Below are 25,390 nucleotides of genomic sequence, written 5' to 3' on the forward strand. Positions count from 1 at the left end.
GAGTGTCGGAGGCAGGCCCAAGGCGGGCGCCTGTAGGGATTCAGGCGATTGCAGAGCCTGACGCCTTCTGATGCGCCAGCATGGCCACGGGTTCCCGGCCTGTTGCATCGGGGCGCAGTGCCGCAATGCGCTGGACCATGCGATCGGGCTCGCCCAGCTGGCCGTGCTCGTAGGCCACGATGTGCCAGCCCGCGCAGGCCTGCAGCAGCTCGCCGGGCGCCAGCAGGAAATCGGGGCGGGAAGGCTTGCCGAAAGCCTCATTGCCCTGGGCAAAGGTTTCGTACAGCAGCACGCCGCCAGGGGCCACGCTGTCCAGCAGTGCCGGCCATAGCGGGCGCCACAGATAGTGGGTCACGACCACGGCGCCGAACTGCCGGCCGGGCAGGGGCCAGGGGCCGTTTTCGATGTCGGCGCACAGCAGCTCGCCCACGCCCTGCAGGCCGGCCAGGGCCTGGGCGTCGCGGTCCACCCCGGTGACGGCGTGGCCACGCGCATGGAACCAGCGCATGTGCCGGCCGGGCCCGCAGGCCACGTCAAGCACCGAGGCCTGGGGCGCCAGAAGGTGTGACCAGCGTTGGATCCAGGGCGAGGGCGGCGTGGCTGCGTGCATGTGCAATTTTGGAAATAAAGTGAAAGCGGCCGACATTGTGCCGGCAGGCCTTCGCAGCTGCCGCTTCCATTTCAGAAGCAGGCCCAGATCTGGTCTGCCATGCCCAGCATGAACTGCGGCTGCAGGTAGAGCATGAAGACCAGGCCCAGCACCAGCAGCACGGCGGCCCACAGCGCCAGCCTGCGCAGGATGCGTGGGCGGGGCCTGGTGGATGTCGTCATGTCAGGCAGCGGCCTGGGCCGCGCGCAACCGTGCCACGGGGGCTTCGCGGATGGGCAGGTTCAGCAGGCCGGCGGCCACGCCCAGGCCGATGGCCAGGTACCAGACTACCTGGTAGCTGCCCGTGTGGTCATAGAGATAGCCGCCCAGCCAGACGCCCAGGAAGCTGCCCACCTGGTGGCTGAAGAACACCATGCCGCTCAACATGGACAGATGCTGCACGCCGAAGATCTGGGCCACGGTGGCATTGGTCAGCGGCACGGTGGACAGCCACAGCAGGCCCATGGCGGCAGAGAAGATGTAGACCGACCAGGGCGTCAGCGGCGCCAGCAGGAAGAGCACGATCACCACCGAGCGCGTGAAGTAGATGGTGGATAGCAGGTAGCGCTTTGGCAGGCGCTGGCCCAGGTTGCCGGCCACGTAGGTGCCAACGATGTTGAACAGCCCCACCAGCGCCAGCGAGATGCTGGCCACCTGCGGTGCCAGGCCGTAGTCCTTGAGGTAGCTGGGCATGTGCACGCCGATGAACATCACCTGGAAGCCGCAGACGAAGTAGCCGGCCGTCAGCAGCACAAAGCTGGGCGTGCGCAGCGCTTCGGCGACGGCCTGGCCCGCGCTCTGGTCGCGCACGGGACGGGTGTTGCCGGCCTGGAAGCCCGGCTCGCGCAGGCCGAAGGCCAGCGGAATGATCATCAGCGCGCACAGCGACAGCAGCAGCAGGGCGTTGGACCAGCCGAAGTTCGAGATCAGGCTGCCTTCCACGGGCACCATGAAGAACTGGCCGAAGGAGCCCGCCGCCGCCGTCACGCCCATGGCCCAGCTGCGCCGCGCCACGGGAATCTGGCGGCCCAGCACACCGTAGATCACGGCATAGGTGGTGCCTGCCTGGGCTGCGCCTATCACCACGCCGGCCGTCAGGGCGAACCAGGTTGTCGTGGGCGCCATGGCCATGCCGGCCAGGCCCAGCGCATACAGCAGCGCGCCCACCAGGAGCACGCGGAAGGCGCCGAAGCGGTCGGCCAGCATGCCGCCGAAGATGCCGAGCACGCCCCAGGACAGGTTCTGGATGGCGATGGCCAGCGCGAAGGACTCGCGCGTCCAGCCCATCTCCTGGGTGATGGGCTGCAGCCACAGGCCGAAGCCGTGGCGGATTCCCATGGACAGCGTCACGACTGCGCCCCCGCACAGCAGTATCTGCACCATGGACATGGGTTGGTTGTTTTTGTGCATGCGGCAAACTTTAGCGAAACTCCGGGTTTTGCGCTGTGCCGCTTGGGTCGCCCATGCGCCAGCGCGGCCCTTGATGGCAGCGGCTTTTTCGGGATAGTCACTGTCAATGACTGTGAATGCATCCAGCACTGAGCCGGGCCGCGCACTACAATCCGCCCCCATGGCAGTCAAACCATCTCCCACTTCCGCCAGCGAATACTCCGAAGGCTCGATACGCGTGCTCAAGGGCCTTGAGCCCGTCAAGCAGCGTCCCGGCATGTACACGCGCACCGACAACCCCCTGCACGTGCTGCAGGAGGTGATCGACAACGCGGCCGACGAGGCACTGGCCGGCTTCGGCAAGAAAATCCGCTTCACCCTGCATTCTGACGGCTCCTACAGCGTCGAAGACGACGGCCGGGGCATCCCCTTCGGCATGCATCCCGAGGAAAAGGCGCCCGTGGTGGAGCTGGTCTTCACGCGGCTGCATGCGGGCGGCAAGTTCGACAAGGGCAAGGGCGGCGCCTACAGCTTCTCGGGCGGCCTGCACGGCGTGGGCGTCTCGGTCACGAACGCGCTGGCCACGCGCCTTGAGGCCTGCATCCACCGCGAGGGCAAGGTGGCCACCATCGCCTTCTCGGGCGGTGACGTGGTCGAGCCCCTGCAGTCGCGGCCGCTGGCCGCGGGCGAACGCAAGCAGGGCACGACCGTGCGCGTGTGGCCCGATGCCCGCTATTTCGAATCGCCCCAGCTGCCCATGGGCGAGCTGATGCACCTGCTGCGCAGCAAGGCCGTGCTCATGCCCGGCGTCTCGGTGACCCTGGTCAACGAGAAGACGCGCGACACCCAGACCTGGCAGTTCAAGGGCGGCCTGCGCGACTACCTGCAGCAAAGCCTGCATGGCGAGGCGGTCATCCCCCTGTTCGAGGGCGAGGGCTTTGCCGACCGCCACCACGACAGCTTTGCCGAAGGCGAGGGCGCCGCCTGGTGCGTGGCCTTTACCGAGGACGGCGCACCGCTGCGCGAAAGCTATGTCAACCTGATCCCGACCACCGCCGGCGGCACGCATGATAGCGGCCTGCGCGACGGCCTGTTCCAGGCGGTCAAGGCCTTCATTGAGATGCACTCGCTGTTGCCCAAGGGCGTCAAGCTCATGCCGGACGACGTGTTTGCGCGCGCCAGCTATGTGCTCAACGCCAAGGTGCTGGACCCGCAGTTCCAGGGCCAGATCAAGGAGCGCCTGAACTCGCGCGATGCCGTGCGCCTGGTCAGCGGCTATGTGCGCCCCGCGCTGGAGCTGTGGCTCAACGAGCACGTGGAATGGGGCCGCAAGCTGGCCGAGATCGCCATCAAGGCCGCGCAGACCCGCCAGAAGGCGGGCCAGAAGGTCGAAAAGCGCAAGGGCTCGGGCGTGGCCGTGCTGCCGGGCAAGCTCACCGATTGCGAAAGCCGCGACCTGAGCCTGAACGAGGTCTTCCTGGTCGAGGGCGACTCGGCCGGCGGCAGCGCCAAGATGGGCCGCAACAAGGAAACCCAGGCCGTGCTGCCCCTGCGCGGCAAGGTGCTCAACACCTGGGAGGTGGACCGCGACCGGCTGTTCGCCAACAACGAAATCCATGACATCTCGGTGGCCATCGGCGTGGACCCGCATGGCCCCAACGACACGCCCGACCTGTCGGGCCTGCGCTATGGCAAGGTCTGCATTCTTTCGGATGCCGACGTGGACGGCTCGCACATCCAGGTGCTGCTGCTGACGCTGTTCTTCCGCCATTTCCCCAAGCTCATCGAGGCCGGCCACATCCATGTGGCGCTGCCGCCGCTGTTCCGTGTGGACGTGCCTGCGCGCGGCAAGAAGCCTGCGGCCAAGATGTACGCGCTGGACGAGGGCGAGCTGACCGCCATCCTGGACAAATCGGCCAAGGACGGCGTGCCGCGCGAGAAATGCCAGATCAGCCGCTTCAAGGGCCTGGGCGAGATGAATGCGGAGCAGCTGTGGGAGACCACGCTCAACCCCGACACGCGTCGCCTGCTGCCCGTGCAGTTCATGAACCTGGACTTCGCGGCGGCCGAGCAGGTCGTCACCAAGCTCATGGGCAAGGGCGAGGCCGCAGCGCGCCGCGAGCTCATGGAGCTCCATGGCGACTCCATTGAAGTCGACATCTGACCCATGACTGTGCTCCGCGCCGCCCCGAAGCACCGCCCGCACCCGGCGCGCGGCGCCGGGGTGCGCGCGCTGGCGGCGCTGGGCCTGGCCCTGGCGCTGTGGGGGCTGGCGCGGCCGGCGCATGCCGATCTCTGGGCCTTCGTGGACGAGCGCGGCATCACGCACTTCGCTGCCGAGGCGCTGGACGAGCGCTACAGGCTGTACTTTCGCGGCTCGGTCTACGACAGCACCGAGCAGGGGCTCAAGCCCCCGATGGTGCAGGCCGAGGCTGCTGCCGACGCTGACGGCAGCGGCGATGCCGGCCGCAGGCTGCAGGCGCATACGCGGCTGCAAAGCTTCTTCGACATCTCGCCGCGCTACAAGAGCGTGCGCGGCCATCTGCGCAAGGCGGCGGACCACACGGGCGTGGACTACGACCTGCTCAAGGCCGTGATCGCCGTCGAGTCGGGCTTTGACGCGCAGGCCATCTCGCCCAAGGGGGCGGTCGGCCTGATGCAGCTGATGCCGGCCACGGCCCAGCGCTTCGGCGTGGAGGCCAGCCGCCAGCGCAGCGTGCAGCAGCAACTTGCCGATCCGGCCGTCAACGTGCCGGCCGGCGCGCGCTACCTCAACCATCTGATGGGGCTGTTCCCCGGCCGGCTGGACCTGGTGCTGGCCGCCTACAACGCAGGCGAGGGCGCCGTGCGGCGCGCGGGCCAGGCCATCCCTCCCTTCCAGGAAACCCGCAATTACGTGAAGGCCGTGCTCGGCATCTACGAGCAGCTGCAGGGCGGGCGCGAGCGCGCGGGCCCTGCAGCGCCTGCAGCAGCGGCGTTGCCGGGCACCACGCCCCGGGTGCGCATGACGCTGCCCACAGGACTGCCCACGCCGCAATGAGCGGCATTCATTGCATTTTTTGAGATCACGAATTTCTTCATGAGCGACCAAACCTCTCTGGATCTGGCACAACAGGCGGCCGGCGATGCACTGGACCTGGGCCAGTACGCGCAACGGGCCTATCTCGAATACGCACTGTCCGTGGTCAAGGGCCGGGCACTGCCCGATGTGACCGACGGCCTCAAGCCCGTGCAGCGGCGCATTCTGTACGCCATGGACCGCATGGGCCTGAGCTACAGCGGTCCCAACCACAACACGGCGGCCAAGCCCGTCAAGAGCGCACGCGTGGTCGGCGATGTGCTGGGCCGCTTTCACCCGCACGGCGACCAGTCGGCCTACGACGCGCTGGTGCGCATGGCGCAGGACTTCAACCAGCGCTATCCGCTGGTCGATGGTCAGGGCAACTTCGGCAGCCGCGACGGCGACGGCGCAGCCGCCATGCGCTACACCGAGGCGCGCCTGTCCAAGATCACGGGCCTGCTGCTCGACGAGATCGACATGGGCACGGTGGACTTCGTGCCCAACTACGACGGCAGCACGCAGGAGCCGCAGCAACTGCCCGCGCGCCTGCCGTTCGCCCTGCTCAATGGCGCCAGCGGCATTGCCGTGGGCCTGGCCACGGAAATCCCCAGCCACAACCTGCGCGAGGTGGCCGACGCCTGCGTGGCCCTGATCAAGCGGCCCCAGCTCAGCGACGAGGAACTGTTCCAGATCATCCCCGGCCCCGACTATCCGGGTGGCGGGCAGATCATCAGCAGCGCCTCCGACATCCAGGACGCCTATCGCACGGGCCGTGGCAGCCTCAAGCTGCGCGCGCGCTGGAAGATCGAGGAGCTGGCGCGCGGCCAGTGGCAGATCGTGGTGACCGAGCTGCCGCCCGGCGTCTCGGCGCAGAAGGTGCTCGAAGAGATCGAGGACATCACCAATCCCAAGGTCAAGACCGGCAAGAAGGCCTTGAGCCAGGAACAGACCCAGCTCAAGGCCAGCATGCTGGCCGTGCTCGACGGCGTGCGCGACGAGTCCAGCAAGGATGCGCCGGTGCGCCTTGTCTTCGAGCCCAAGACCGGCAAGGTGCCGCAGCAGGAACTGATCACGGCACTGCTGGCGCATACCAGCCTGGAGTCGTCCAGCTCCATCAACCTGACCATGATCGGCCTGGATGGCCGCCCGGTGCAGAAAAGCCTGCGCCTGATGCTCGAGGAATGGATCGCCTTCCGCCAGACCACGGTCACGCGGCGCAGCCAGCACCGGCTGGCCAAGGTGCTGGACCGCATCCACATCCTCGAAGGCCGCCAGGCCGTGCTGCTGAACATCGACAAGGTCATCGCCATCATCCGGGCCAGCGACGAGCCCAGGCAGGCGCTGATCGATGCCTTTGCGCTGTCCGAGCGCCAGGCCGACGACATTCTTGAAATCCGCCTGCGCCAGCTGGCGCGGCTGGAGGCCATCAAGATCGAGCAGGAACTCAAGGAGCTGCGCACGGAGCAAGGCAAGCTCGAAGACATCCTGGGCAGCGAAAGCACCATGCGCCGCCTGATCTGCAAGGAGATCGAGGCCGATGCCAAGCAGTTCGCCGATGCGCGCCGCACACTGATCCAGGAGGAAAAGAAGGTCGTCGCCGAAGTCAAGGTGGTCGATGAACCCACCACGGTCATCATCTCGGACAAGGGCTGGGTGCGCACGCGCCAGGGCCATGGCGTCGATGCGGGCACGCTGAGCTTCAAGGCCGGCGATAGCCTGCACGGCACCTTCGAGTGCCGCACCGTGGACCAGTTGCTGGCCTTTGGCAGCAACGGCCGCATCTATTCGGTGCCGGTGGCCCAACTGCCCGGCGGGCGCGGCGATGGCCAGCCCGTGACCACGCTCATCGAGCTGGAGGCCGGCACCCAGATCCTGTACTACTTCGCCGGTGCCGAGGGCACGGCGCTGCTGCTGTCGGGGTCGGGTGGCTACGGCTTCGTGGCCATGGTGAGCGACATGGTCTCGCGCCAGAAGGCGGGCAAGGCCTTCGTCACGCTTGCCGATGGCGAGACGCTGTGCGCCCCGTCCACGGCCTACGGCGTGCCCATGGGCGCACGTGCCGAGCCGCAGGAAGGCGAGCAGGGCGCGGGCCTGCTGCTGCCGGCCACGCATGTGATCTGCGCTTCCACGGGTGGCCGCATCCTCACCTTCGAGATCGCCAGCCTCAAGCACATGGCCAAGGGCGGTCGCGGGCTGATGCTGCTCGATCTGGAGGACAAGGACACGCTGGCGGGCGCTGCCGCCTACACGCGCAGCATCCGCATCGATGGCCTGGGCCGCGGCGGCAAGGAGCGCAGCGAGACGCTGGAGATCCGCAGTCTCAACAATGCCCGTGGCACGCGCGGCCGCAAGGGCAAGTCGGCCGACCTGGGCTTCAAGCCGCAAAGCGTGACGCGCGTGGAGTAAGAGCGCGGCTGCCCCTGCAATGCCCTCCGCGAAAGGGGCGGATCAGGGGTTTCCTCTGGGTTTTTCCGCCCACCAGGCCCTCTTCCAGGCCTCAACATGGAGTCTTCCAAAATGAGGGAGACTGGATATGCTGCGACTTCGCATGGCACACAAGCTGTGGCTTGCAGTGGCCGCCATCGTGGTGGCGCTGGTGGGCGTGGTCGGCTTGTCGGGCTATCGCTCGGCCCAGGTCCAGGCCCGGTCCGAGGCGGTGACCCAGGAGATGCAGGCGCGGGTCCAGGCCGCCGTGCGCTGGATGGGGCTGACTGAAACCAACGCAGCCCGCACCCAGGCCGTGGTGGTCAGCAGTGATGCCGCCGTCGAGGCCGAGTTCAAGGACGTGATCTCCGCCACCTCGGCGCGGATCACCGAGGTGCAGAAATCGCTGGAAGCCATGCCCCTGTCCGACGCAGACAAGGCGCAGATGGCCAGGATTGCGGCAGCCCGCAAGACCATGATCGAACTGCGTGCCCAGGCACGCCAGCTCAAGGCCGACGGCCGGCAGGACCAGGCGTTGGTCCTGGTCAAGCAGTCCTACAACCCCGCCGTGGATGCCTACCTGCAGTCGCTGCGCGACTTCGTGCAGATGCAGGAGCAGGTGGCGCGCAGCAGCCAGCAAGAGACGGCAGCCTCGCGCAGGCTCACCGTGGGCTTTGCCGCTGCGGCCGTGGGCGTGCTGCTGCTGGGCATCGTCATCGGCGCCCATTTCCTGATTGCCAGCATCCGCCGGCCCCTGGCCGAGGCCAGCGAACTGGCCGAACGCATTGCCGCAGGCGACCTGAGCGCAGGCGTGCAGGGACAGGCGCAGCGTGCTGATGAATTCGGCGACCTGCTGCGCTCGCTGCAGGCCATGAGCGAATCGCTGTCGGGCATGGTGCAGCAGGTGCGCCAGAGCACGGACAGCATCGCCATCGCCAGCGCCGAGATCGCCACCGGCAACCAGGACCTGTCCGTGCGCACCGAGCAGACCTCCAGCAACCTGCAGGAGACGGCTGCCGCCATGGAGCAGTTCACCAGCACGCTGCAGCAAAGCGCCAGCAGTGCGCAGCAGGCCAGCAGCCTGGCGGCGGGTGCGTCACAGGTGGCGCAGCGCGGCGGCGAGGTCGTGGCCCGGGTGGTCGAGACCATGAAGGGCATCAACGACAGCAGCAGGCAGATTGCCGACATCGTGGGCGTCATCGACTCCATTGCCTTCCAGACCAACATCCTGGCGCTGAACGCCGCCGTGGAGGCGGCCCGCGCCGGCGAGCAGGGCCGGGGCTTTGCCGTGGTGGCCAGCGAGGTGCGCACGCTGGCACAGCGCAGCGCGGCGGCTGCCAAGGAAATCCGCCAGCTCATCGGCGCCTCGGTGGAGCGGGTGGAGGACGGCGCCCGCCTGGTGGGCGACGCGGGCACCACCATGGAGGGCATCGTGCAGTCCGTGCAGCGCGTGGCCGACACCATCGGCGAGATCACGGCGGCCTCTTCGGAGCAAAGCGCGGGCGTGGCCCAGGTCAACCAGGCTGTGGGACAGCTGGACCAGATGACGCAGCAGAACGCGGCCCTGGTCGAGCAAAGCGCGGCTGCAGCGCAAAGCCTGCGGGAGCAGGCCGAGCAGCTGTCGCGCACGGTGGCGGTGTTCAAGGTGGCGCACCTGGCGCCTTCGCCGACGACGCTCGCAAGGCAGGCTGCGCCGGCGGTGCGCACTGCGCACAGCGCTGCCGCAGCGCCAAGGCGGCCGGCAGCAGCCGTGGCGCCTGCGGCTGCCGGGCCGGTTGCCGCGCGGCCTGCCGCCGCAAGGGCGGCGGCGCCCAAGCTGGCCTCGGCACCCCGGCCTGCCGCACCGGCAGCCGAGGATGGCCAATGGGAGAGTTTCTAGCCGCCTGCGAGCACGGCGGCGCCGTGCGGCGGCATGCTGCCGATCAGGCCAGTTCGGCGATCAGCTCGATTTCCACGCAGGAGCCCAGCGGGATCTGGGCCACGCCGAAGGCGCTGCGCGCATGCGTGCCGGCATCGCCGAAGACCTGGCCCAGCAGCTCGCTGCAGCCGTTGGCCACCAGGTGCTGCTCGGTGTAGTCGCCCGTGGAGTTGACCAGGCACATCAGCTTGACGATGCGGCGCACGCGGCCCAGGTCGCCGCCGGCGGCATGCTGCAGCGTGCCCATCAGGTCGATGGCGATGGCGCGCGCGGCCTGCTGGCCGTCGGCAGTCTGCAGATCACGGCCCAGCTGGCCGGCCCAGACCTTGCCGTCCTTGCGCGCGATATGGCCGCTCAGGAACACCAGATTGCCCGTCTGCACATAGGGCACGTAGGCCGCCGCCGGGATGGCAGGCGACGGCAGTTCGATGTTCAGGGCCTTCAGTTGTTCGTAAACGCTCATCGTTGATTCCTTCGAGACAAGAAAAATCCGGCACCAGTGCCGGGGTGGCGGACAGTGTGACACAGCCCCTTGCACCCTGGCTTGTCAGGGCCTGGGCTTCCGCCAGTCTGATTGTTGTCTGAATCCGAGGCGCTGCATGGTGGCTGCGCGGCATCCGCTCCTAGCATGTGTGGATGCACCCTGCGGCACCTGCCCAAACCCTCTCGCCGTCTTCCTGGACGCCCCTGCTGCTCGGCTGCGTGGCCGGTGCGGCCTGGCAGGTCACGCAGCCGCGCCTGTGGCCGCTGTGGATGTATCTGCTCTTGGCGGGCATGGGGCTGGCAGGCCTGGCATGGAGGGCATGGGCAGGCCGGCGGGGCCGTGGTGTGCACCGCCTGTGGGCCGCTGTCTGCGCTGCCTTGCTGGTGGGCGGGTTGACCGGCTGGCGGGCTCAGGACTTTGCGGGCCAGGCGCTGTCTGCGCCGTTGGAGGGGCGTGACCTGCGCATCGTCGGCGTCGTGGCATCGCTTCCCCAGAACATGGCCCAGGGCATGCGCTGGCGCATGGAGGTGGAGCAGGCTCGGATCGTCGGCAGCGAAGAGGTCTTGGCGCCGTTTCCTGCACTGATCGAACTGTCATGGTATGCCCCCCGGGGCCGGCAGTCCAGGGGTATTGCCATGCTGCCCGATCTGCGGCCGGGCCAGCGCTGGGCGCTGACCGTGCGGCTCAAGCGCCCGCATGGCGCGCGCAATCCCCATGGTTTCGACTATGAGCTGTGGCAGTGGGAGCAGGGCGTGCAGGCCACGGGCCATGTGCGCGAACAGCCCGCTGCACGCCAACTGGCCGACACCGGCAGCCATGCCCTGCAGCGCTGGCGCCAGCAGATGCGCGATGCCATCTTGGGTCGCACAGCCGCGCTTGCGGCATCCCTGCAGCGCATCGGCCTGGACCCTGCCCATGCGCCGCGCATGCTGGGTGTGGTGGCCGCCCTGGCCATGGGCGATCAGCAGGCCATTGCGCGGGATGACTGGGCGCTGTTCCGGCATACCGGCGTGGCCCATCTGATGAGCATTTCCGGCCTGCACATCACCTTGTTCGCCTGGCTGGCAGCCCTGGTGGTGGGGCGGCTTTGGCGCTGCAGCGCACGAGCCTGCCTGTGGTGCCCTGCGCCGCAGGCGGCCCTGCTGGCCGGCGTGCTGCTGGCGGGTGGCTATGCGCTGTTCAGCGGCTGGGGCCTGCCGGCACAGCGCACCGTCTGCATGCTGGCCAGCGTGGCTGCGTTGCGCGGCGCCGGACTGCGCTGGCCCTGGCCCGCCGTGTGGTGCCTGGCGCTGGCCGTGGTCGTGGTGCTGGACCCCTGGGCCCTGTGGCAGGCCGGCTTCTGGCTGAGCTTTGTGGCCGTGGGCGTGCTGCTGGCCACCGATGCGCGCATGCAGGGCGCGCAGCGGCCTTCGCTGCCTGCCCGTGCGCTGGCCTTGTGGGGCGAGCAATGGCGCATCTCGCTGGCGCTGGCGCCGCTGGGACTGATGCTGTTCGGCCAGCTGTCGCTGTCGGGGCTGCTGGCCAATCTGGCGGCCATTCCCTGGGTGACCTTCGTGGTCACGCCGCTGGCCCTGCTGGGGGCCTTGTGGCCTCCCTTGTGGACAGGCGCGGCGCTGGCGCTGGCCCCGCTGCTGGAGCTGCTGCAATGGCTGGACCAGTGGGCATGGGCCGTGGTGCAACTGCCGCAGCCGCCGCTGTGGGCAGGGCTGGCTGCGCTGTGCGGTGGCCTGGCGCTGGTGGCTCCGGTGCCTGCCGGATGGCGCTGCTGGGGCCTGGCCATGTGCCTGCCGGCCCTGTGGTGGCCGTCGCCAGCACCGGCGCATGGCGAGTTCGATCTGATGGCCGTGGACATAGGCCAGGGCAATGCCGTGCTGGTGCGCACGGCGCGGCATGCCTTGCTGTATGACACGGGGCCGCAGTACGGCATGGACAGCAATGCCGGCGACCGGGTGCTGGTGCCGCTGTTGCAGGCTCTGGGTCTGAGGCTGGATGCCCTGTGGCTCAGCCACCGCGACAATGACCACACGGGCGGTGCATTGGCCGTGCATGCCGCGCAGCCGCAGGCGGAGGTCTGGGGATCGGATTCCGTGATCCTCGACCCTGCGCTGGCCGGTCTGGGCGCTGTGCGCCGCTGCCAGGCGGGCCAGCACTGGGAATGGGATGGCGTGCGGCTGGAGGTGCTGCATCCGTCTGCCGGCGAACGGTTGCCCTCCGCACGGGCGCTGGCCCATGCCAATGCGGGCAGCTGCGTGCTGTTGCTGCGCTCGGCATCTGGCGTGCAGGCCTTGCTGGCCGGTGACATCGAGGCTGGGCAGGAGCGGTCACTGGCAAGGGCCGGCGCCCTCACGCCCGTGCAGTGGCTGCTGGTGCCCCACCACGGCAGCCGCACTTCATCGAGCACCGCCCTGGTGCAGGCCCTGGCACCGCGCTGGGCCATGGTGCAGGCGGGATATCGCAGCCGTTATGGCCATCCTGTCCCCGAGGTGGTGCGTCGCTATGAGGCCCATGGCGCCGGCGTGGTGCAGTCGGCCCGCTGCGGCGCGGCTCACTGGCGCTCTTCGGACCCCGTGCACCTGGTCTGCGAGCGGGAAAGGGCGCGCCGCTATTGGGATGTGCACGTCACGCAGGGGCAGGGCGGATAGGGCGTGCGCCGATGGCGGAACAGGATGCATATGCTGGATACCGCTTGTCCGGATTGAGGTTACCTATCGCTACACTGGTGCGATACGAGGGCTGGCCCGTAGCTTGCTAGACCCCGTACACATGCAGCGACAGGAGGTGACGAATGCATCCATTTGACGAGATGTACACGATGACGCCGTTCGACGGCAGCGATGTGCGCCTGCACTACAAGGACTACGCGCAATGGCTTGCGCGCCAGTCCGAACAGACGCTGCGAGCGCGCAGCGCCGAGGCCGAGATCATCTTCCGGCGCGTCGGCATCACGTTCGCCGTCTACGGCGACAAGGACGAAAGCGGCGCCGGCAACGAGCGCCTCATCCCCTTCGACCTGATACCGCGCGTCATTCCCGCACATGAATGGTCGCGAATGCAGGCGGGCCTGGTGCAGCGCGTGACGGCGCTCAACCGCTTCCTGCACGATGTCTATCACGACCAGGAGATCCTGCGCGCGGGCCTGGTGCCGCGCGAACTGGTGCTGAACAACAGCCAGTACCGGCCCGAGATGCGGGGCCTGGCGGTGCAGGGCGGCATCTACGCCCACATTGCCGGCATCGACATCGTGCGCGCTGCCAATGCCCAGGGCGAGGGCGTGTACTACGTGCTGGAGGACAACCTGCGCGTGCCCTCGGGCGTGTCGTACATGCTGGAGAACCGGCGCATGATGATGCGGCTGTTCCCGGACCTGTTCTCGCGCCATCCCGTGGAGCCCGTGGCCCACTATCCCGACATGCTGCTGGAGACGCTGCGCGCCAGCGCGCCGGCCGGCACGCCCGAGCCCACGGTGGTGGTGCTGACGCCCGGCATGCACAACAGCGCCTACTTCGAGCATGCCTTCCTGGCCCAGCAAATGGGCGTGGAGCTGGTCGAGGGCCAGGACCTGGTGGTGGACAAGGACGTTGTCTACATGCGCACCACGCGCGGCCCGCAGCGCGTGGACGTGATCTACCGGCGCGTGGACGATGATTTTCTCGACCCCGAAGTCTTTCGCCCCACCTCCACGCTGGGCTGCCCCGGCCTCATGCGCGCCTACCGTGCCGGCAACGTGAGCATCTGCAATGCAGCGGGCACGGGTGTGGCCGATGACAAATCGGTCTACCCCTATGTGCCGGAGATGATCCGCTTCTATCTGGGCGAGGAGCCCATCCTGCAGAACGTGCCGACCTGGCTGTGCCGCAAGCCCGATGACCTGCGCTACGTGCTCGACCACCTGGACGAACTGGTGGTCAAGGAAGTCCACGGCGCCGGTGGCTACGGGATGCTGATCGGGCCTGCCGCCTCGCGCGGCGAGATCGAGGATTTCCGCCGCGCGCTCATCGCCAATCCCGGCGGCTATATCGCGCAGCCCACGCTGGCGCTGTCCACCTGCCCCACCCTGGTGGAGCAGGGCATAGCGCCAAGGCATATCGATCTGCGGCCCTTCGTGCTCAGCGGCAATCAGGTGCGCATGGTGGCCGGCGGCCTCACGCGCGTGGCGCTCAAGGAGGGCTCGCTGGTGGTCAATTCATCACAGGGCGGCGGCACCAAGGACACTTGGGTGCTGGGGGCCGGTGAGTCAAACGAGGGAGGACATTGAATGCTCAGCCGTACTGCCGATCATCTGTACTGGATGTCCCGCTACACGGAGCGTGCGGAGAACACCGCCCGCATGCTCAACGTCTCCTATGACACCTCCATGCTGCCCCAGGCGCCGCAGGTGGCGCGCAAGGCCTGGCAGGGCGTGCTGTCCATCAGCGAGCTGATCCCCTCCTACGCCGCCCGCCACGGCGAGGTACAGCGCGAGGCCGTGCTGCACTTCATGGTGCGCGACGAGAGCAACTCCTCGTCCATCGCCTCCTGCCTGCGCGCTGCGCGGGAGAACGCGCGCGCCGTGCGCGGCGCGCTGACCACCGAGGCCTGGGAGACCCAGAACCAGACCTGGCTGGAGCTCAAGCGCCTGCTGGCCGAGGGCGACTGGGAGCGCGATCCGGGCCAGTTCTTCGAATGGGTCAAGCACCGCTCGCACCTGTCGCGCGGCGTGACGCTGGGCACCATGCTGCAGGACGAGGCCTTCCACTTCCTGCGCCTGGGCACCTTCATCGAGCGCGCCGACAACACGGCACGCCTGCTGGACGTGAAGTTCCACGCCATCGAGCGCGACTACCACGGCAGCGCACGCAACGGCGCATCGGGCAAGGCGGCCACGCCGTTCGACTTCTACCACTGGAGCGCGCTGCTGCGCAGTGTCTCGGCCTTCGAGGTCTACCGCAAGGTCTACCGCGACGTGATCACGCCCGAGCGCGTGGCCGAGCTGCTGATGCTGCGCAGCGACATGCCGCGCTCGCTGCTGGCCAGCATGCTGGAGGTGGTGGCCAACCTGGAAAGCGTGGCCAACGCCCAGTCGCGCGAGACCCAGCGCAAGGCAGGCCGCCTGCTGGCCGACCTGCGCTATGCGCGCATCGACGAAATCCTGGCCACGGGCCTGCACGCCTATCTCACGCAGTTCCTGGACCGTGTGCACGACCTGGGCCAGGGCATCAGCCGGGACTTTCTGGTGCCCGCCTGAGTCCGCCGGCCGCCATGCAGCACAAAGCCGCCCTCGGGCGGCTTTGTTCATTGGTTCATTGGGCGGGCCGAATTCAGGCCTGCGCGCTGTCCAGGTCCAGCACAACGCCCTCGGCGCCGCCGATGGGCAGCACGTCGCAGTTGTCGCCAGGGCCGCCACGGTCGATCACGATGAAGCGCGCCGGCGCATTCAACGCGATCAGCGAGTGGTGCCAGACGCCGCGCCGGTAGTTCACGCCCTGGCGGCCGTTGGTGATGAAGGCGCGCAGGTCGGCGGTTGCCACCTGTTCGCCCAGGGGGGCCACCACCACGATGAAGGGCTGCGCATCCAGCGGCATGAAAGCCTGGCTGCCCAGGGGGTGGCGCTCCATGCTGGTCAGCCGCAGGGGCAGCGCATAGGGCCGGGCATGGAACAGGTTGATCAGCCCATGGCCTTCGCTGCCGCCCGTGTCCACGCGGGCCAGGGCGTGGTAGCGCTCGGTCATGCCATCGTTGATGAGCAGCGGTGTGTGGCCTGTGCTGTCCAGGACCTCGCCAAACTCGGCAAAGGCCTCGGCGGTCAGCGGCTGGGCGCGCAGGCAAAGGCTGGCGGGGCGGGTCTCTGACAAGGTGTTCACGAAGTTTTGCCTCTTGTTTTCATACTGGTAATACCAGTTTGCAGTTGGACCGGATTTTTGTCAAACCTCGGGGAATTGGTTTTGCTTGCGTTGAATTGGGGTAAATGCGAGTGCACATGGCAAAGCGCTGGGGGTACCGTTCGCTTCGTAATTTCATACCGGTAATACCAGTTGGTCGCAACTCCTCAACCAAGGACTCCCTGATGTCATCTCTTCCCGCATCTGCCGAGGTCGCCGGCGCGGCGCCGGCGCTGGCCAGCGAAACGCCGGCCGAGGCCGCCGTCTACCGCAAGGTGGCCTGGCGCCTGCTGCCCTTCATCATGGCCTGCTATGTGGCGGCCTACCTGGACCGGGTGAACGTGGGCTTCGCCAAGCTGCACATGCTGGCCGACCTGCAGTTCAGCGAGGCCATGTACGGCCTGGGAGCGGGGCTGTTCTTCATCGGCTATTTCTTCTTCGAGGTGCCCAGCAACATGCTGATGCACCGCATAGGCGCCAAGGCAACCATCTCGCGGATCATGATCATGTGGAGCCTGATCTCGGCGGCCATGATGTTCGTGAGCACGCCCACGCAGTTCTACGTGCTGCGCTTTCTGCTGGGCGCGGCCGAGGCGGGCTTCTACCCCGGCATGATCCTGTACATGACCTACTGGTTTCCGTCGTACCGGCGCGCCCGCATGGTGGCGCTGTTCATGTGCGCGATTCCGGTCTCGGGCATCCTGGGCGGCCCGCTGTCGGGCGGCATCATGGACCTGATGCAGGGCGTGGCGGGGCTGCGCGGCTGGCAATGGCTATTCCTGCTCGAGGCCATTCCCTCGATGATCCTGGGCCTGGCCGTGCTCTGGTATCTGGACAACGGCATCCGCGCCGCACGCTGGTTGACCGAGGCGGAAAAGACCCTGCTGGAGCGCAACATCGCCCGCGAGAACGCCAGCAAGAGCGATAGCCATGTGACGCTGCGCGCGCTGTTCTCCGACCCGCGCATCATCAAGATGGCCCTGATCTGCTTTTGCACCGTCATGGGCCAGTACGGCCTCACGTTCTGGCTGCCCAGCCTGATCCGCCAGTCGGGCGTGGAGGGGGCCTTTCACATCGGCCTGCTGACGGCCGTGCCGTTCTCGGTGGCCGTGGTGTCCATGAACCTGGTCAGCCGCAGTTCGGACCGCATGCGCGAGCGCCGCTGGCACCTGATCGTGCCGTTCTGCGTGGGCGCAGCGGGCCTGATGCTGTCGGCCATCTTCAGCGGCAACGTCTATCTGTCGCTGGCCGCCCTGGCGCTGGCCGCGGGCGGCAGCCTGGCGACCTCTCCGCTGTTCTGGAGCCTGCCCACGGCCATCCTGTCCAGCGCGGGTGCGGCAGCCGGCATTGCGCTGATCAACTCCTTTGCCAACCTGGCCGGCTTCATCAGTCCCTACATGATCGGCCTCATCAAGGATGCGACACAGAGCACCAATGCCGCCATGTTCGTGCTGGCCGGCGTGCTGCTGTTCGGCGCCTTCCTGACCTATACGGTGCCGGCCAAGCTGGTCAACAAGTAGAGGTACCAACGCCGCACGACCACGCGGCAGCGGTGCGCAGTCGCTAAGATCAGCGCACCTGCCGCCCCCGACCCCGAGACCTGCCAACGCATGGAACCCAGCACCGCTTCCAGTCCTTCCGCCAGCACCGCCGTTGCCGGCAATGCCGCCCGCGTGATCCGCGAGTGGATCGAGGGCGGCGTGTATCCGGTGGGCGCGCTGCTGCCGTCGCAGCGCGACCTGTCGGAGCAACTGGGCATCAGCCGGACCTCGCTGCGCGAAGCGCTGTCCACGCTGCAGGGGCTGGGCCTGGTCGTGGCGCGGCCCGGCAAGGGCATGTACGTGACCGAGGCCACCGACGCCCCGGCCTCTGGCGCAGAGGCCTGGCGCTTTGCCGACTCGCATGCGCTCACCGATGTCTATCAGCTGCGCTATGCGCTGGAGGGCTTTGTCGCACGCCTGGCTGCCCTGGTGGTGCAGCCCGAAGACGTGGCGGCCCTGCAGGCCAACCTGCAGGCCATGCAGCAGAGCATCGAGCTGGCCGATTTCGTGCAGGCCACGCGCCTGGATTTCGAGTTTCACCTGCAGATCGCCACCATCTCGGGCAACCATGCGATTGCCGACGTGCTGCGCGGCAGCGGCGAGGTCATGCAGGAAAGCCAGCGCCTGCCGTATTACAAGCGCGGCGCGCGCCATGCGACCGCCGAGGAGCATGCCGCCATCATCGAGGCCCTGTCCCAGGGCCGGCCCGAACTGGCGCAGCAGGCCATGGCCACGCACATCGTGCAGGCTGCCCAGCGCGCGGGCGTGCACTTTCCCACCGGCCTGTAAGCGCGCCGGCACGAGCCCGATCGGCCGGGTTTTTGGCCTTACCATCCTTGGCGCAACGCATTTTTTCCCTCTCTACAGACCGCCACGGATGCCCATCCATGACAAGCCAAGGAAATGAACTCTGCATACTGGCAGACGCCCTCGCGGCGCAGCGCGAAGGACTCTTGCAGACATGGCGCAAGGCCGTCAGGCGGGACCCGGCACTGACCGCCGGCGAGGCGCTTCCCCGCACCCAGTTGAACGATCACATTCCGGCCGTGCTGGCCGCGTTCGAGCAGCAATTGCGGACCCTCGGCGGTGCCCCGGCAGGCGCTGCCGAGCCGCCGGTCGATGGCGAGCAGGCCGCCGCCCACGGCCTGCACCGCTGGCAACAGGGCTATGACCTGCATGAAGTCGTGCGCGAGCTGGGCCTGCTCAACGAAGTCATGGTGGCGCAACTGGAGGCCTATGCCGAGGAGCATCCCGATGCGCATGGCGCCATGCCCGTTGCGCGCAAGGCCTGGGCCGCCACCTACACGCGCGACGTGCAGGACAGCAGCACCCAGTATTTCCGCCTGCAGCAGCAGGAGGCCGAGGGCCATGTCCGGGACCTGGAAGCGGCGCTGCATGACGTGAGCACGCTGGACCTGCAGCGCTCGCAACTGTGGGAGCAGGTCGCGCATGACCTGCGCAGCAACGTCGGCGTGGTGGCCAATGTGACGCATGGCCTGGGCATGCAGCATGCGCCGGCGCAGTCGCGCGAGAAACTCCTGCGCATGCTGGACCGCAACGTCCAGTCGCTGCGCCATCTGCTGGATGACGTGACGGAGCTGGCCAAGCTGCACGCCGGGCGCGAGCATCGCCAGCTGACCTCCTTTGACGCAGCCGAGGTGATCACCCATCTGTGCGAGGGACTGCAGGCCCTGGCCAACGATCGCGGCCTGTACCTGCACCTGCAGGGGCCGGGGACGATGCCGGTGGAAGGGGATGCCTTGAAACTGCGCCGCATCGCGCAGAACCTGATACTCAACGCGCTCAAGTACACCCAGGAGGGCGGTGTCACGGTGAAGTGGGCTCTGGGTGATGGGGAGGACCGGCGCCGCTGGATGCTCTCCATCGGGGACACGGGCCCTGGCATGGCGCCTGCGGCGCCTTTGGTTGCCGCCCTCAAGCAGGCCACGGACATGGACCCTTCGGGCCACCTGGGGACGGCGGCGTCCGGGGAGGTCCGCACCGGGGGCGCGCCGCAGCAAGGCGGTGCGGCGGCCAGCTACCGCAGCGGCGCAGGCGAGGGGATCGGCCTGTCCATCGTCAAGCGGCTGGCGGAATTGCTGGACGCCACGATCGAGGTGCAGTCGGCCGCGCAGACCGGCACGACCTTTCTTCTGTTGTTTCCGCTGCGATACGCCGACGAGTGACCGATAGCTGGGCCAGAAGATGAAAAAACGGGCACACAGGCCCGTCGTTTCGAGTGCGGGGTGCGGCCTGTGCCGCCGCCCCTGAGTCCGATGCTCAGGACTCTTCGTCCATCTGCGACTGCAGGTAGTTCTGGATGCCGACCTTGTCGATCAGGTCCAGCTGGGTTTCGAGGTAGTCGATGTGCTCCTCGGTATCGTCCAGGATCTTTTGCAGCAGGTCGCGCGAGACATAGTCGCGCACGCTTTCGCAGTGGGCGATGCCGTCCTTGATGGTCTGCTGCGCGGTTTTCTCGCTGCTCAGGTCGCAAGCCAGGGCTTCGGGCACGTCCTCGCCGACTTGCAGCTTGCCCAGGTCCTGCAGGTTGGGCAGGCCGTCGAGCACGAAGATGCGGTCCATGAGCCAGTCGGCGTGCTTCATCTCGCCGATGGACTCCTTGTATTCCTTCTTGGCCAGCCTGTCGAAGCCCCAGTGCTTGTACATGCGGTAGTGCAGGAAGTACTGGTTGATGGCCGTCAGCTCGTTCTTGAGCTGGGCTTGCAGCCAGGTGATGACTTGTGCGTCGCCTTGCATGGGGAACTCCTTTGTTGTACGTGGGGGACCGCGCCGATCGCCGGCCGCTATAGGGGTGGATTGTCTAGGGTTTCTGCGTCAGATCAAGCAAACCCCTGTTATCGCGCATTGGCTGCTTATGAGGCGCGTTCTCGTTTGCGGGCCGGCTGCCGACGCGGCTGCGGGGTTGCTGCATTGCCTTGTCATATTTCGGCCCAAAATAGCCTCTTCAGGCCGGTGGCGGGCTGGTCAAGCCCGCAGGCCTGGAGACCAAGGATGTTCACATAGTTTTTGGCAATCGGATGAATTCAATCAATTCATTGGATCAATCGATTGCCTGGGCCTAGACTTCGTCCTGTGTTCACTCACCAACCACAAAGGAAACAGCAATGTCCGTGATCAACACCCAAATCAAGCCCTTCAAGACGCAGGCCTTCAAGAATGGCAAGTTCATCGAAGTGACCGAAAAGGACGTCCTGGGCAAGTGGGCCGTGTTCTTCTTCTACCCCGCTGACTTCACCTTCGTGTGCCCCACCGAACTGGGCGACGTGGCCGACCACTACGACGAACTGCAAAAGCTGGGCGTGGAAGTCTTCTCCGTGTCCACCGACACCCACTTCGTGCACAAGGCATGGCACGACACGTCTGACACCATCCGCAAGATCAAGTACACGATGCTGGGCGACCCCACCTGGGAAATCAGCAACAACTTCGAAGTCCTGCGTCCCGGCCAGGGCCTGGCTGACCGCGGCACCTTCATCGTCGATCCCGATGGCGTGATCCAGGCCGTGGAAATCACCGCCGAAGGCATTGGCCGCAACGCCGTCGATCTGCTGCGCAAGGTCAAGGCTGCCCAGTACGTCCGCAACCACCCCGGTGAAGTCTGCCCCGCCAAGTGGGAAGAAGGCGACAAGACCCTGGCTCCTTCGCTCGACCTGGTCGGCAAGATCTAAGCGGTACACCGCTTCCTGTTCACAGTTGAACTGTTGAAGACGCCCGGGTGCCTGGCGCCCGGGCTTTTTTTTCCGAAAATTCGTATTTCCCTAGGAGTCCGACATGCTTGACAACAACCTGAAAGCCCAATTGCAGGCCTACCTGGAGCGCCTGCAGCGTCCGGTGGAGCTGGTGGCTTCGCTGGATGACAGCCAGGGTGCGCGCGAGCTGAAGGAACTGCTGCTGGAAATCCGCGAGCTGAGCGACAAGATCACCGTCGTCGAGCACAACGACGCCGAGGTGCGCAAGCCCTCGTTCCTGATCACCAATCCCGGCGTGGACAGCGGCGTGCGTTTCGCAGGCGTCCCCCTGGGCCATGAATTCACCTCGCTGGTGCTGGCCCTGCTGCAGGTCGGCGGCCATCCGTCCAAGGAATCGGCCGAGCTGCTGGAGCAGGTGCGCAATATCGACGTGCCGCTGCACTTCGAGACCTATTACTCGCTGTCCTGCCACAACTGTCCCGACGTGGTGCAGGCGCTGAACCTGATGTCCGTGCTCAACCCCAAGATCAGCCATACCGCCATCGACGGCGGGCTGTTCCAGAAGGAAGTCGAGCAGCGCGAAGTCATGGGCGTGCCCACCGTCTTTGTGAACGGCGAGCGCTTCGGCCAGGGCCGCATGGAGCTGGCCGAGATCGTGGCCAAGGTCGATACCGGTGCCGCTTCGCGTGAAGCGGCCAAGATTTCCGCCAAGGATGCCTTCGACGTGCTGATCGTCGGCGGCGGCCCGGCCGGCGCGGCAGCTGCCATCTATGCGGCACGCAAGGGCATCCGCACCGGCATCGCCGCCGAGCGCTTCGGTGGCCAGGTGCTGGACACCGTGGACATCGAGAACTTCATCTCGGTCTCCAAGACCGAAGGCCCGCAACTGGCCGCCGCCATGGAGCGCCATGTGCGCGACTACGAGGTGGACATCATGAACCTGCAGACGGCGTCCAAACTGATTCCGGCCGCCACGGAAGGCGGGCTGATCGAGGTGCAGACCGCCTCGGGCGCCAGCCTCAAGGCCAAGACCGTCATCCTCTCGACCGGCGCGCGCTGGCGCAACATGAACGTGCCGGGCGAGGACAAGTACCGCACCAAGGGCGTGACCTACTGCCCGCACTGCGACGGTCCCTTGTTCAAGGGCAAGAATGTGGCCGTCATCGGCGGCGGCAACTCGGGCGTGGAAGCGGCCATTGACCTGGCCGGCATCGTGCGCAGCGTGACGCTGCTGGAGTTCGCCAGCGAGCTCAAGGCCGACGCCGTGCTGCAAAAGAAGCTGCGCAGCCTGCCCAACGTCACGGTCATCCTCAACGCCCAGACCACCGAGGTCAACGGCGATGGCAAGAAGGTCACCGGCCTGACCTACAAGGACCGCACGACGCAAGAGGTCAAGACCGTGGCGCTGGAAGGCATCTTCGTGCAGATCGGCCTGCTGCCCAACACCGACTGGCTCAAGGGCACGGTGGAGCTGACACGCTTCGGCGAAATCGTGATCGACGCCAAGGGCCACACCAGCGTGCCCGGCGTGTTCGGCGCAGGCGACTGCACCAACGTGCCGTACAAGCAGATCATCATTGCTGCCGGTGCCGGCTCCACGGCTGCGCTGTCGGCCTTCGACCACCTGATCCGCCACTGACCAGCCGTTGCTCCGCCATGGTGCGGAGCAGGCCGGAGGAAGGGCCCGGATGCCATGGCATCCGGGCCCTTTTTTCATCGCCCTGCCAGGGGCAGAAGGCCTGGCGCAGCAAGGGGAGGGTGGGGGCTATTTTTCATGCCCGCGTCTTCAGGCGCGGGCCTTGTCGCTGTGGGTGTCGCACAGATAGCTGCCTGGCGGCACGCGGCGCCAGCAGGGTTTGTTCCGGGGCCCATGCGCCAGATCAAACCAATAAATGAGAACTATTCGCATATAATTTTTCTTCATCCAGCCAGCACATGACGCGCCAACGGCTGGCGGGCCACCCGCCAGCTGCTGCAAGCAGAAGCCAGCTCTCGCACATCCATGTTGATCAGAGAGAGAGGGCTTCGCAATGGCTTACGACTTCGCAATGCAATCAAGCGCCCGGCGGGCGCGTCATCCCCTGGCCGCCGCCTGCGCGCTGCTGTGCGCCTCCGCTGCCCTGGCGCAGGAGCCGGGGCAGGCCGCCGCAGACGCCGCAAACGTTGCAAATGCCGGAGATGCCGACACGCAATTGCTGGCGCAGGCCGCGTCCGGGGCACGGACCCGCGCCCCGGCCCTCAAGGAGATGGTGATCAGCGCTTCGCGCGAGGTGCAGGACCCTGACACCCTGCCCATGAGCATCGACGTGATCGACGCCGGCCGCATGGAACGCGAGCAGGCCAGCGACATCCGCGAGATGGTCAACCTGCTGCCCAATGTCGAGGTGCCGCGTGCCCCGGCGCGCTTCTCTCTGGCGACCTCTCCGGCCGGGCGCGATCAGAACAGCGGCTTCAACATCCGTGGCCTGGATGGCAACCGCGTGCTCATGCTGGTCGATGGCGTGCGCCTGCCGCGCAGCTACAGCTTCAGCGCCAACAGCTTCGGCCGCGACTACCTGGACCTGGGCCTGGTGCAGCGCGTGGAAATCCTGCGCGGCTCCACGCCCGCGCTGTATGGATCGGACGGCATGGGCGGCCTGGTCAACTTCGTGACCGTGCAGCCGGACGATCTGCTGGGCAAGGACAAGCGCATCGCCGGCCGCGTGGCTGCCGGCTATGACGGCTCGGACAACGGCCGCAAGCTGGGCGCCACCGTGGCGGGCCGTGCCAGCCCCGAATGGGCATGGCTGCTGTCGGCGGGCCTGGGCCGCTCGCACGCGCTGGAGAACATGGGCACGAACAACGTGACGGGCGCGGCGCGCACCACGCCCAATCCCGAGAAAGACCGCAGCGAATCGCTGATGGGACGCCTGGTCTTCACGCCCAGCGCCGTGCAAAAGCATGTCTTCACCTTCGAGAACGTGGACAAGCGCGCCGACTACGCCCTGCTGTCCGCGCGCTCGGCCACCGTGGCCAATTCCGACTCGCGCACCGACATGAAGCGCTGGCGGGCCAGCTGGCAGGGCCAGTGGCAGCAGCTGGGCACGGCGCTGGCCGACGAACTGCAGCTGATGGCCAGCTACCAGAAGTCCGACGCGCGCGAATTCGTCACCGAGACGCGCATCGGCCTGCCCTACCGCGAGCGCGACGTGACCTATGACGAGGACGCGATCCAGCTGCACGCCCAGGCCAGCCGCCTGCTGCGCTGGAGTTCTTCGGCCAGCGGCAAGTTCACCTACGGGCTGGACTACCTCCGCAACAAGGTGGTCAACGCGCAAAACGGCATCACGCCGCCCGTGGGCGAGAGCTTCCCGCTCAAGCGCTTCCCCGACACCACCGAAAGCGCCACCGCCCTGTTCGCCCAGGCCGAACTGCACAACGGCCCCTGGAGCGTGACCCCGGGCCTGCGCGCCGAGCACTACAGCATCAAGCCCCGGCAGAACGGCTTTGTGCCCACCGTGGTCAGCAACTCCGACTCCGCGCTCTCGCCCAAGCTGGGCGTGATGCTGCAGGCCAGCCCGGCCTGGTCCGTATATGGCAACTATGCGGCGGGCTTCCGGGCGCCCAACGCCGGGCAGATCAATGCCTTCTTCGAGAACCCGGTGGCGTTCTACCGGAACATTCCCAACCCCAATCTGCGGCCCGAAAAGAGCCAGACCTTCGAGCTGGGCCTGCGCGGGCGCATGGACAGGCTGCGCCTGGACGCCGCCGTGTTCACGGGGCGCTACAAGGACTTCATCGTCGACCAGCAACTGGTTGCCGGCCAGCCCGGCAACGCGGCCAACCCCGCCATCTACCAGTCCATCAACGTGGGCCGCGCCCGCATCAGCGGCTTCGAACTCAAGGCCGACTACGACTGGGGCCGCCGGGCCGGCGGCGACTGGCAGACGCGCCTGGCCTACGGCTATACCGACGGCAAGGACACGCAGTCCGACAAGCCGCTGGACACCATCTCGCCCCAGCAACTGGTGCTTGGCGTGCGCTACGAGCGCTCTGCCGTGGGCGTGCAGTTCAACGTCTCGCACTGGAGCGGCAAGAAGGCCGGCGACGTGTCCAACGGCAGCGCCGCCTGGCTCAGCCCCTCGGCCACCGTCGCCGACCTGAGCGCCCAGTGGCGCATACGCCCCGACCTGCGCCTGAACGCCGGCATCTACAACCTGACCGACAAGAAGTACTGGCGCTGGGCCGATGTGCGCGGCCTGGCTGCCAGCACGGCGATTGCCGACGCCTACAGCCAGCCCGGCCGCCATGTGCGGGTGTCGATGGTCAAGGATTTCTGAAGCATGCGCCTGTGGCGCGGGCGCATGCATGTGCAAC

At 67.2% G+C, this 25,390-nt stretch carries 19 protein-coding genes; 13 read left to right on the forward strand and 6 right to left on the reverse strand.

Going from position 1 to position 25,390, the window contains the following annotated elements; genetic code table 11:
- Positions 1-40 precede the first annotated feature (40 nt).
- From DA1_RS02185 to DA1_RS02190, 3 genes are all read right to left on the reverse strand, one after another.
- Complete coding sequence (locus DA1_RS02185; RefSeq protein ID WP_034396418.1) at positions 41-610, reverse strand: class I SAM-dependent methyltransferase; 570 nt, start codon at positions 608-610, stop codon at positions 41-43.
- A 71-nt stretch (positions 611-681) separates the two neighbouring features.
- Entirely contained in the window at positions 682-831 is a 150-nt protein-coding gene (locus DA1_RS30995; RefSeq protein ID WP_013801118.1) for a hypothetical protein, read from the reverse strand.
- Between the two features lies 1 nt (position 832).
- The gene (locus tag DA1_RS02190; RefSeq protein WP_034396415.1) at positions 833-2,059 is read right to left on the reverse strand and encodes an MFS transporter; all 1,227 of its coding nucleotides are present in this window, start codon (positions 2,057-2,059) and stop codon (positions 833-835) included.
- 160 nt (positions 2,060-2,219) lie between these two features.
- On the opposite strand from DA1_RS02190, the gene DA1_RS02195 reads away from it, so the two are divergent.
- The 4 genes from DA1_RS02195 (at position 2,220) to DA1_RS02210 (ending at position 9,402) form a co-directional block, all read left to right on the forward strand.
- On the forward strand, positions 2,220-4,202 hold the full coding sequence (locus DA1_RS02195) for a DNA topoisomerase IV subunit B (RefSeq protein WP_034396412.1): 1,983 nt from the start codon (positions 2,220-2,222) through the stop codon (positions 4,200-4,202).
- A gap of 3 nt (positions 4,203-4,205) precedes the next feature.
- Positions 4,206-5,078: a lytic transglycosylase domain-containing protein gene (locus DA1_RS02200; protein ID WP_034396409.1), complete on the forward strand. Its 873-nt coding sequence runs from the start codon at positions 4,206-4,208 to the stop codon at positions 5,076-5,078.
- Between the two features lie 39 nt (positions 5,079-5,117).
- Positions 5,118-7,505: a DNA topoisomerase IV subunit A gene (parC, locus tag DA1_RS02205; RefSeq protein WP_034396406.1), complete on the forward strand. Its 2,388-nt coding sequence runs from the start codon at positions 5,118-5,120 to the stop codon at positions 7,503-7,505.
- Between the two features lie 127 nt (positions 7,506-7,632).
- On the forward strand, positions 7,633-9,402 hold the full coding sequence (locus DA1_RS02210; protein WP_034396403.1) for a methyl-accepting chemotaxis protein: 1,770 nt from the start codon (positions 7,633-7,635) through the stop codon (positions 9,400-9,402).
- Positions 9,403-9,445: 43 nt separating this feature from the next.
- On the opposite strand, the gene DA1_RS02215 is transcribed toward DA1_RS02210, so the two are convergent.
- Positions 9,446-9,904 carry a RidA family protein gene (locus tag DA1_RS02215; RefSeq protein WP_012206880.1) on the reverse strand — a complete coding sequence of 153 codons (459 nt, stop codon included), beginning with the start codon at positions 9,902-9,904 and terminating at the stop codon, positions 9,446-9,448.
- A 173-nt stretch (positions 9,905-10,077) separates the two neighbouring features.
- Between DA1_RS02215 and DA1_RS02220 the strand changes: the two genes are divergently transcribed.
- The 3 genes from DA1_RS02220 to DA1_RS02230 all read left to right on the forward strand — a co-directional run bounded on the left by DA1_RS02220 (position 10,078) and on the right by DA1_RS02230 (position 15,149).
- Entirely contained in the window at positions 10,078-12,567 is a 2,490-nt protein-coding gene (locus tag DA1_RS02220) for a DNA internalization-related competence protein ComEC/Rec2 (protein WP_034396400.1), read from the forward strand.
- A 143-nt stretch (positions 12,568-12,710) separates the two neighbouring features.
- A complete protein-coding gene (locus DA1_RS02225; RefSeq protein ID WP_012206878.1) occupies positions 12,711-14,180 on the forward strand; it encodes a circularly permuted type 2 ATP-grasp protein in 1,470 nt (489 codons plus the stop codon).
- Positions 14,181-15,149, forward strand: coding sequence for an alpha-E domain-containing protein (locus DA1_RS02230; protein ID WP_012206877.1), 969 nt, complete (start codon positions 14,181-14,183; stop codon positions 15,147-15,149).
- A 73-nt stretch (positions 15,150-15,222) separates the two neighbouring features.
- Here DA1_RS02230 and DA1_RS02235 read toward each other — a convergent pair whose 3' ends face one another.
- A complete protein-coding gene (locus tag DA1_RS02235; protein WP_034396397.1) occupies positions 15,223-15,765 on the reverse strand; it encodes an ureidoglycolate lyase in 543 nt (180 codons plus the stop codon).
- A 203-nt stretch (positions 15,766-15,968) separates the two neighbouring features.
- On the opposite strand from DA1_RS02235, the gene DA1_RS02240 reads away from it, so the two are divergent.
- The 3 genes from DA1_RS02240 to DA1_RS02250 all read left to right on the forward strand — a co-directional run bounded on the left by DA1_RS02240 (position 15,969) and on the right by DA1_RS02250 (position 19,510).
- Positions 15,969-17,303, forward strand: a complete 1,335-nt coding sequence (locus tag DA1_RS02240; RefSeq protein ID WP_013801125.1) for an MFS transporter — start codon at positions 15,969-15,971, stop codon at positions 17,301-17,303.
- 90 nt (positions 17,304-17,393) lie between these two features.
- A complete protein-coding gene (locus DA1_RS02245; protein WP_034396394.1) occupies positions 17,394-18,113 on the forward strand; it encodes a FadR/GntR family transcriptional regulator in 720 nt (239 codons plus the stop codon).
- Between the two features lie 98 nt (positions 18,114-18,211).
- Positions 18,212-19,510, forward strand: coding sequence for a sensor histidine kinase (locus DA1_RS02250; RefSeq protein ID WP_034396391.1), 1,299 nt, complete (start codon positions 18,212-18,214; stop codon positions 19,508-19,510).
- A 94-nt stretch (positions 19,511-19,604) separates the two neighbouring features.
- Here the strand turns inward: DA1_RS02250 and bfr are convergent, their stop codons facing one another.
- Complete coding sequence (gene bfr / locus DA1_RS02255; RefSeq protein WP_012206872.1) at positions 19,605-20,081, reverse strand: bacterioferritin; 477 nt, start codon at positions 20,079-20,081, stop codon at positions 19,605-19,607.
- Positions 20,082-20,449: 368 nt separating this feature from the next.
- On the opposite strand from bfr, the gene ahpC reads away from it, so the two are divergent.
- From ahpC to DA1_RS02270, 3 genes are all read left to right on the forward strand, one after another.
- Positions 20,450-21,013, forward strand: a complete 564-nt coding sequence (gene ahpC, locus DA1_RS02260; RefSeq protein WP_012206871.1) for an alkyl hydroperoxide reductase subunit C — start codon at positions 20,450-20,452, stop codon at positions 21,011-21,013.
- 103 nt (positions 21,014-21,116) lie between these two features.
- Positions 21,117-22,673 carry an alkyl hydroperoxide reductase subunit F gene (gene ahpF / locus DA1_RS02265; RefSeq protein ID WP_034396388.1) on the forward strand — a complete coding sequence of 519 codons (1,557 nt, stop codon included), beginning with the start codon at positions 21,117-21,119 and terminating at the stop codon, positions 22,671-22,673.
- Positions 22,674-23,064: 391 nt separating this feature from the next.
- Positions 23,065-25,353 carry a TonB-dependent hemoglobin/transferrin/lactoferrin family receptor gene (locus DA1_RS02270; RefSeq protein WP_034396385.1) on the forward strand — a complete coding sequence of 763 codons (2,289 nt, stop codon included), beginning with the start codon at positions 23,065-23,067 and terminating at the stop codon, positions 25,351-25,353.
- The last annotated feature ends 37 nt before the right edge of the window (positions 25,354-25,390 follow it).

Source organism: Delftia acidovorans NBRC 14950, from assembly GCF_001598795.1.
Lineage (GTDB): Bacteria > Pseudomonadota > Gammaproteobacteria > Burkholderiales > Burkholderiaceae_C > Comamonas > Comamonas acidovorans.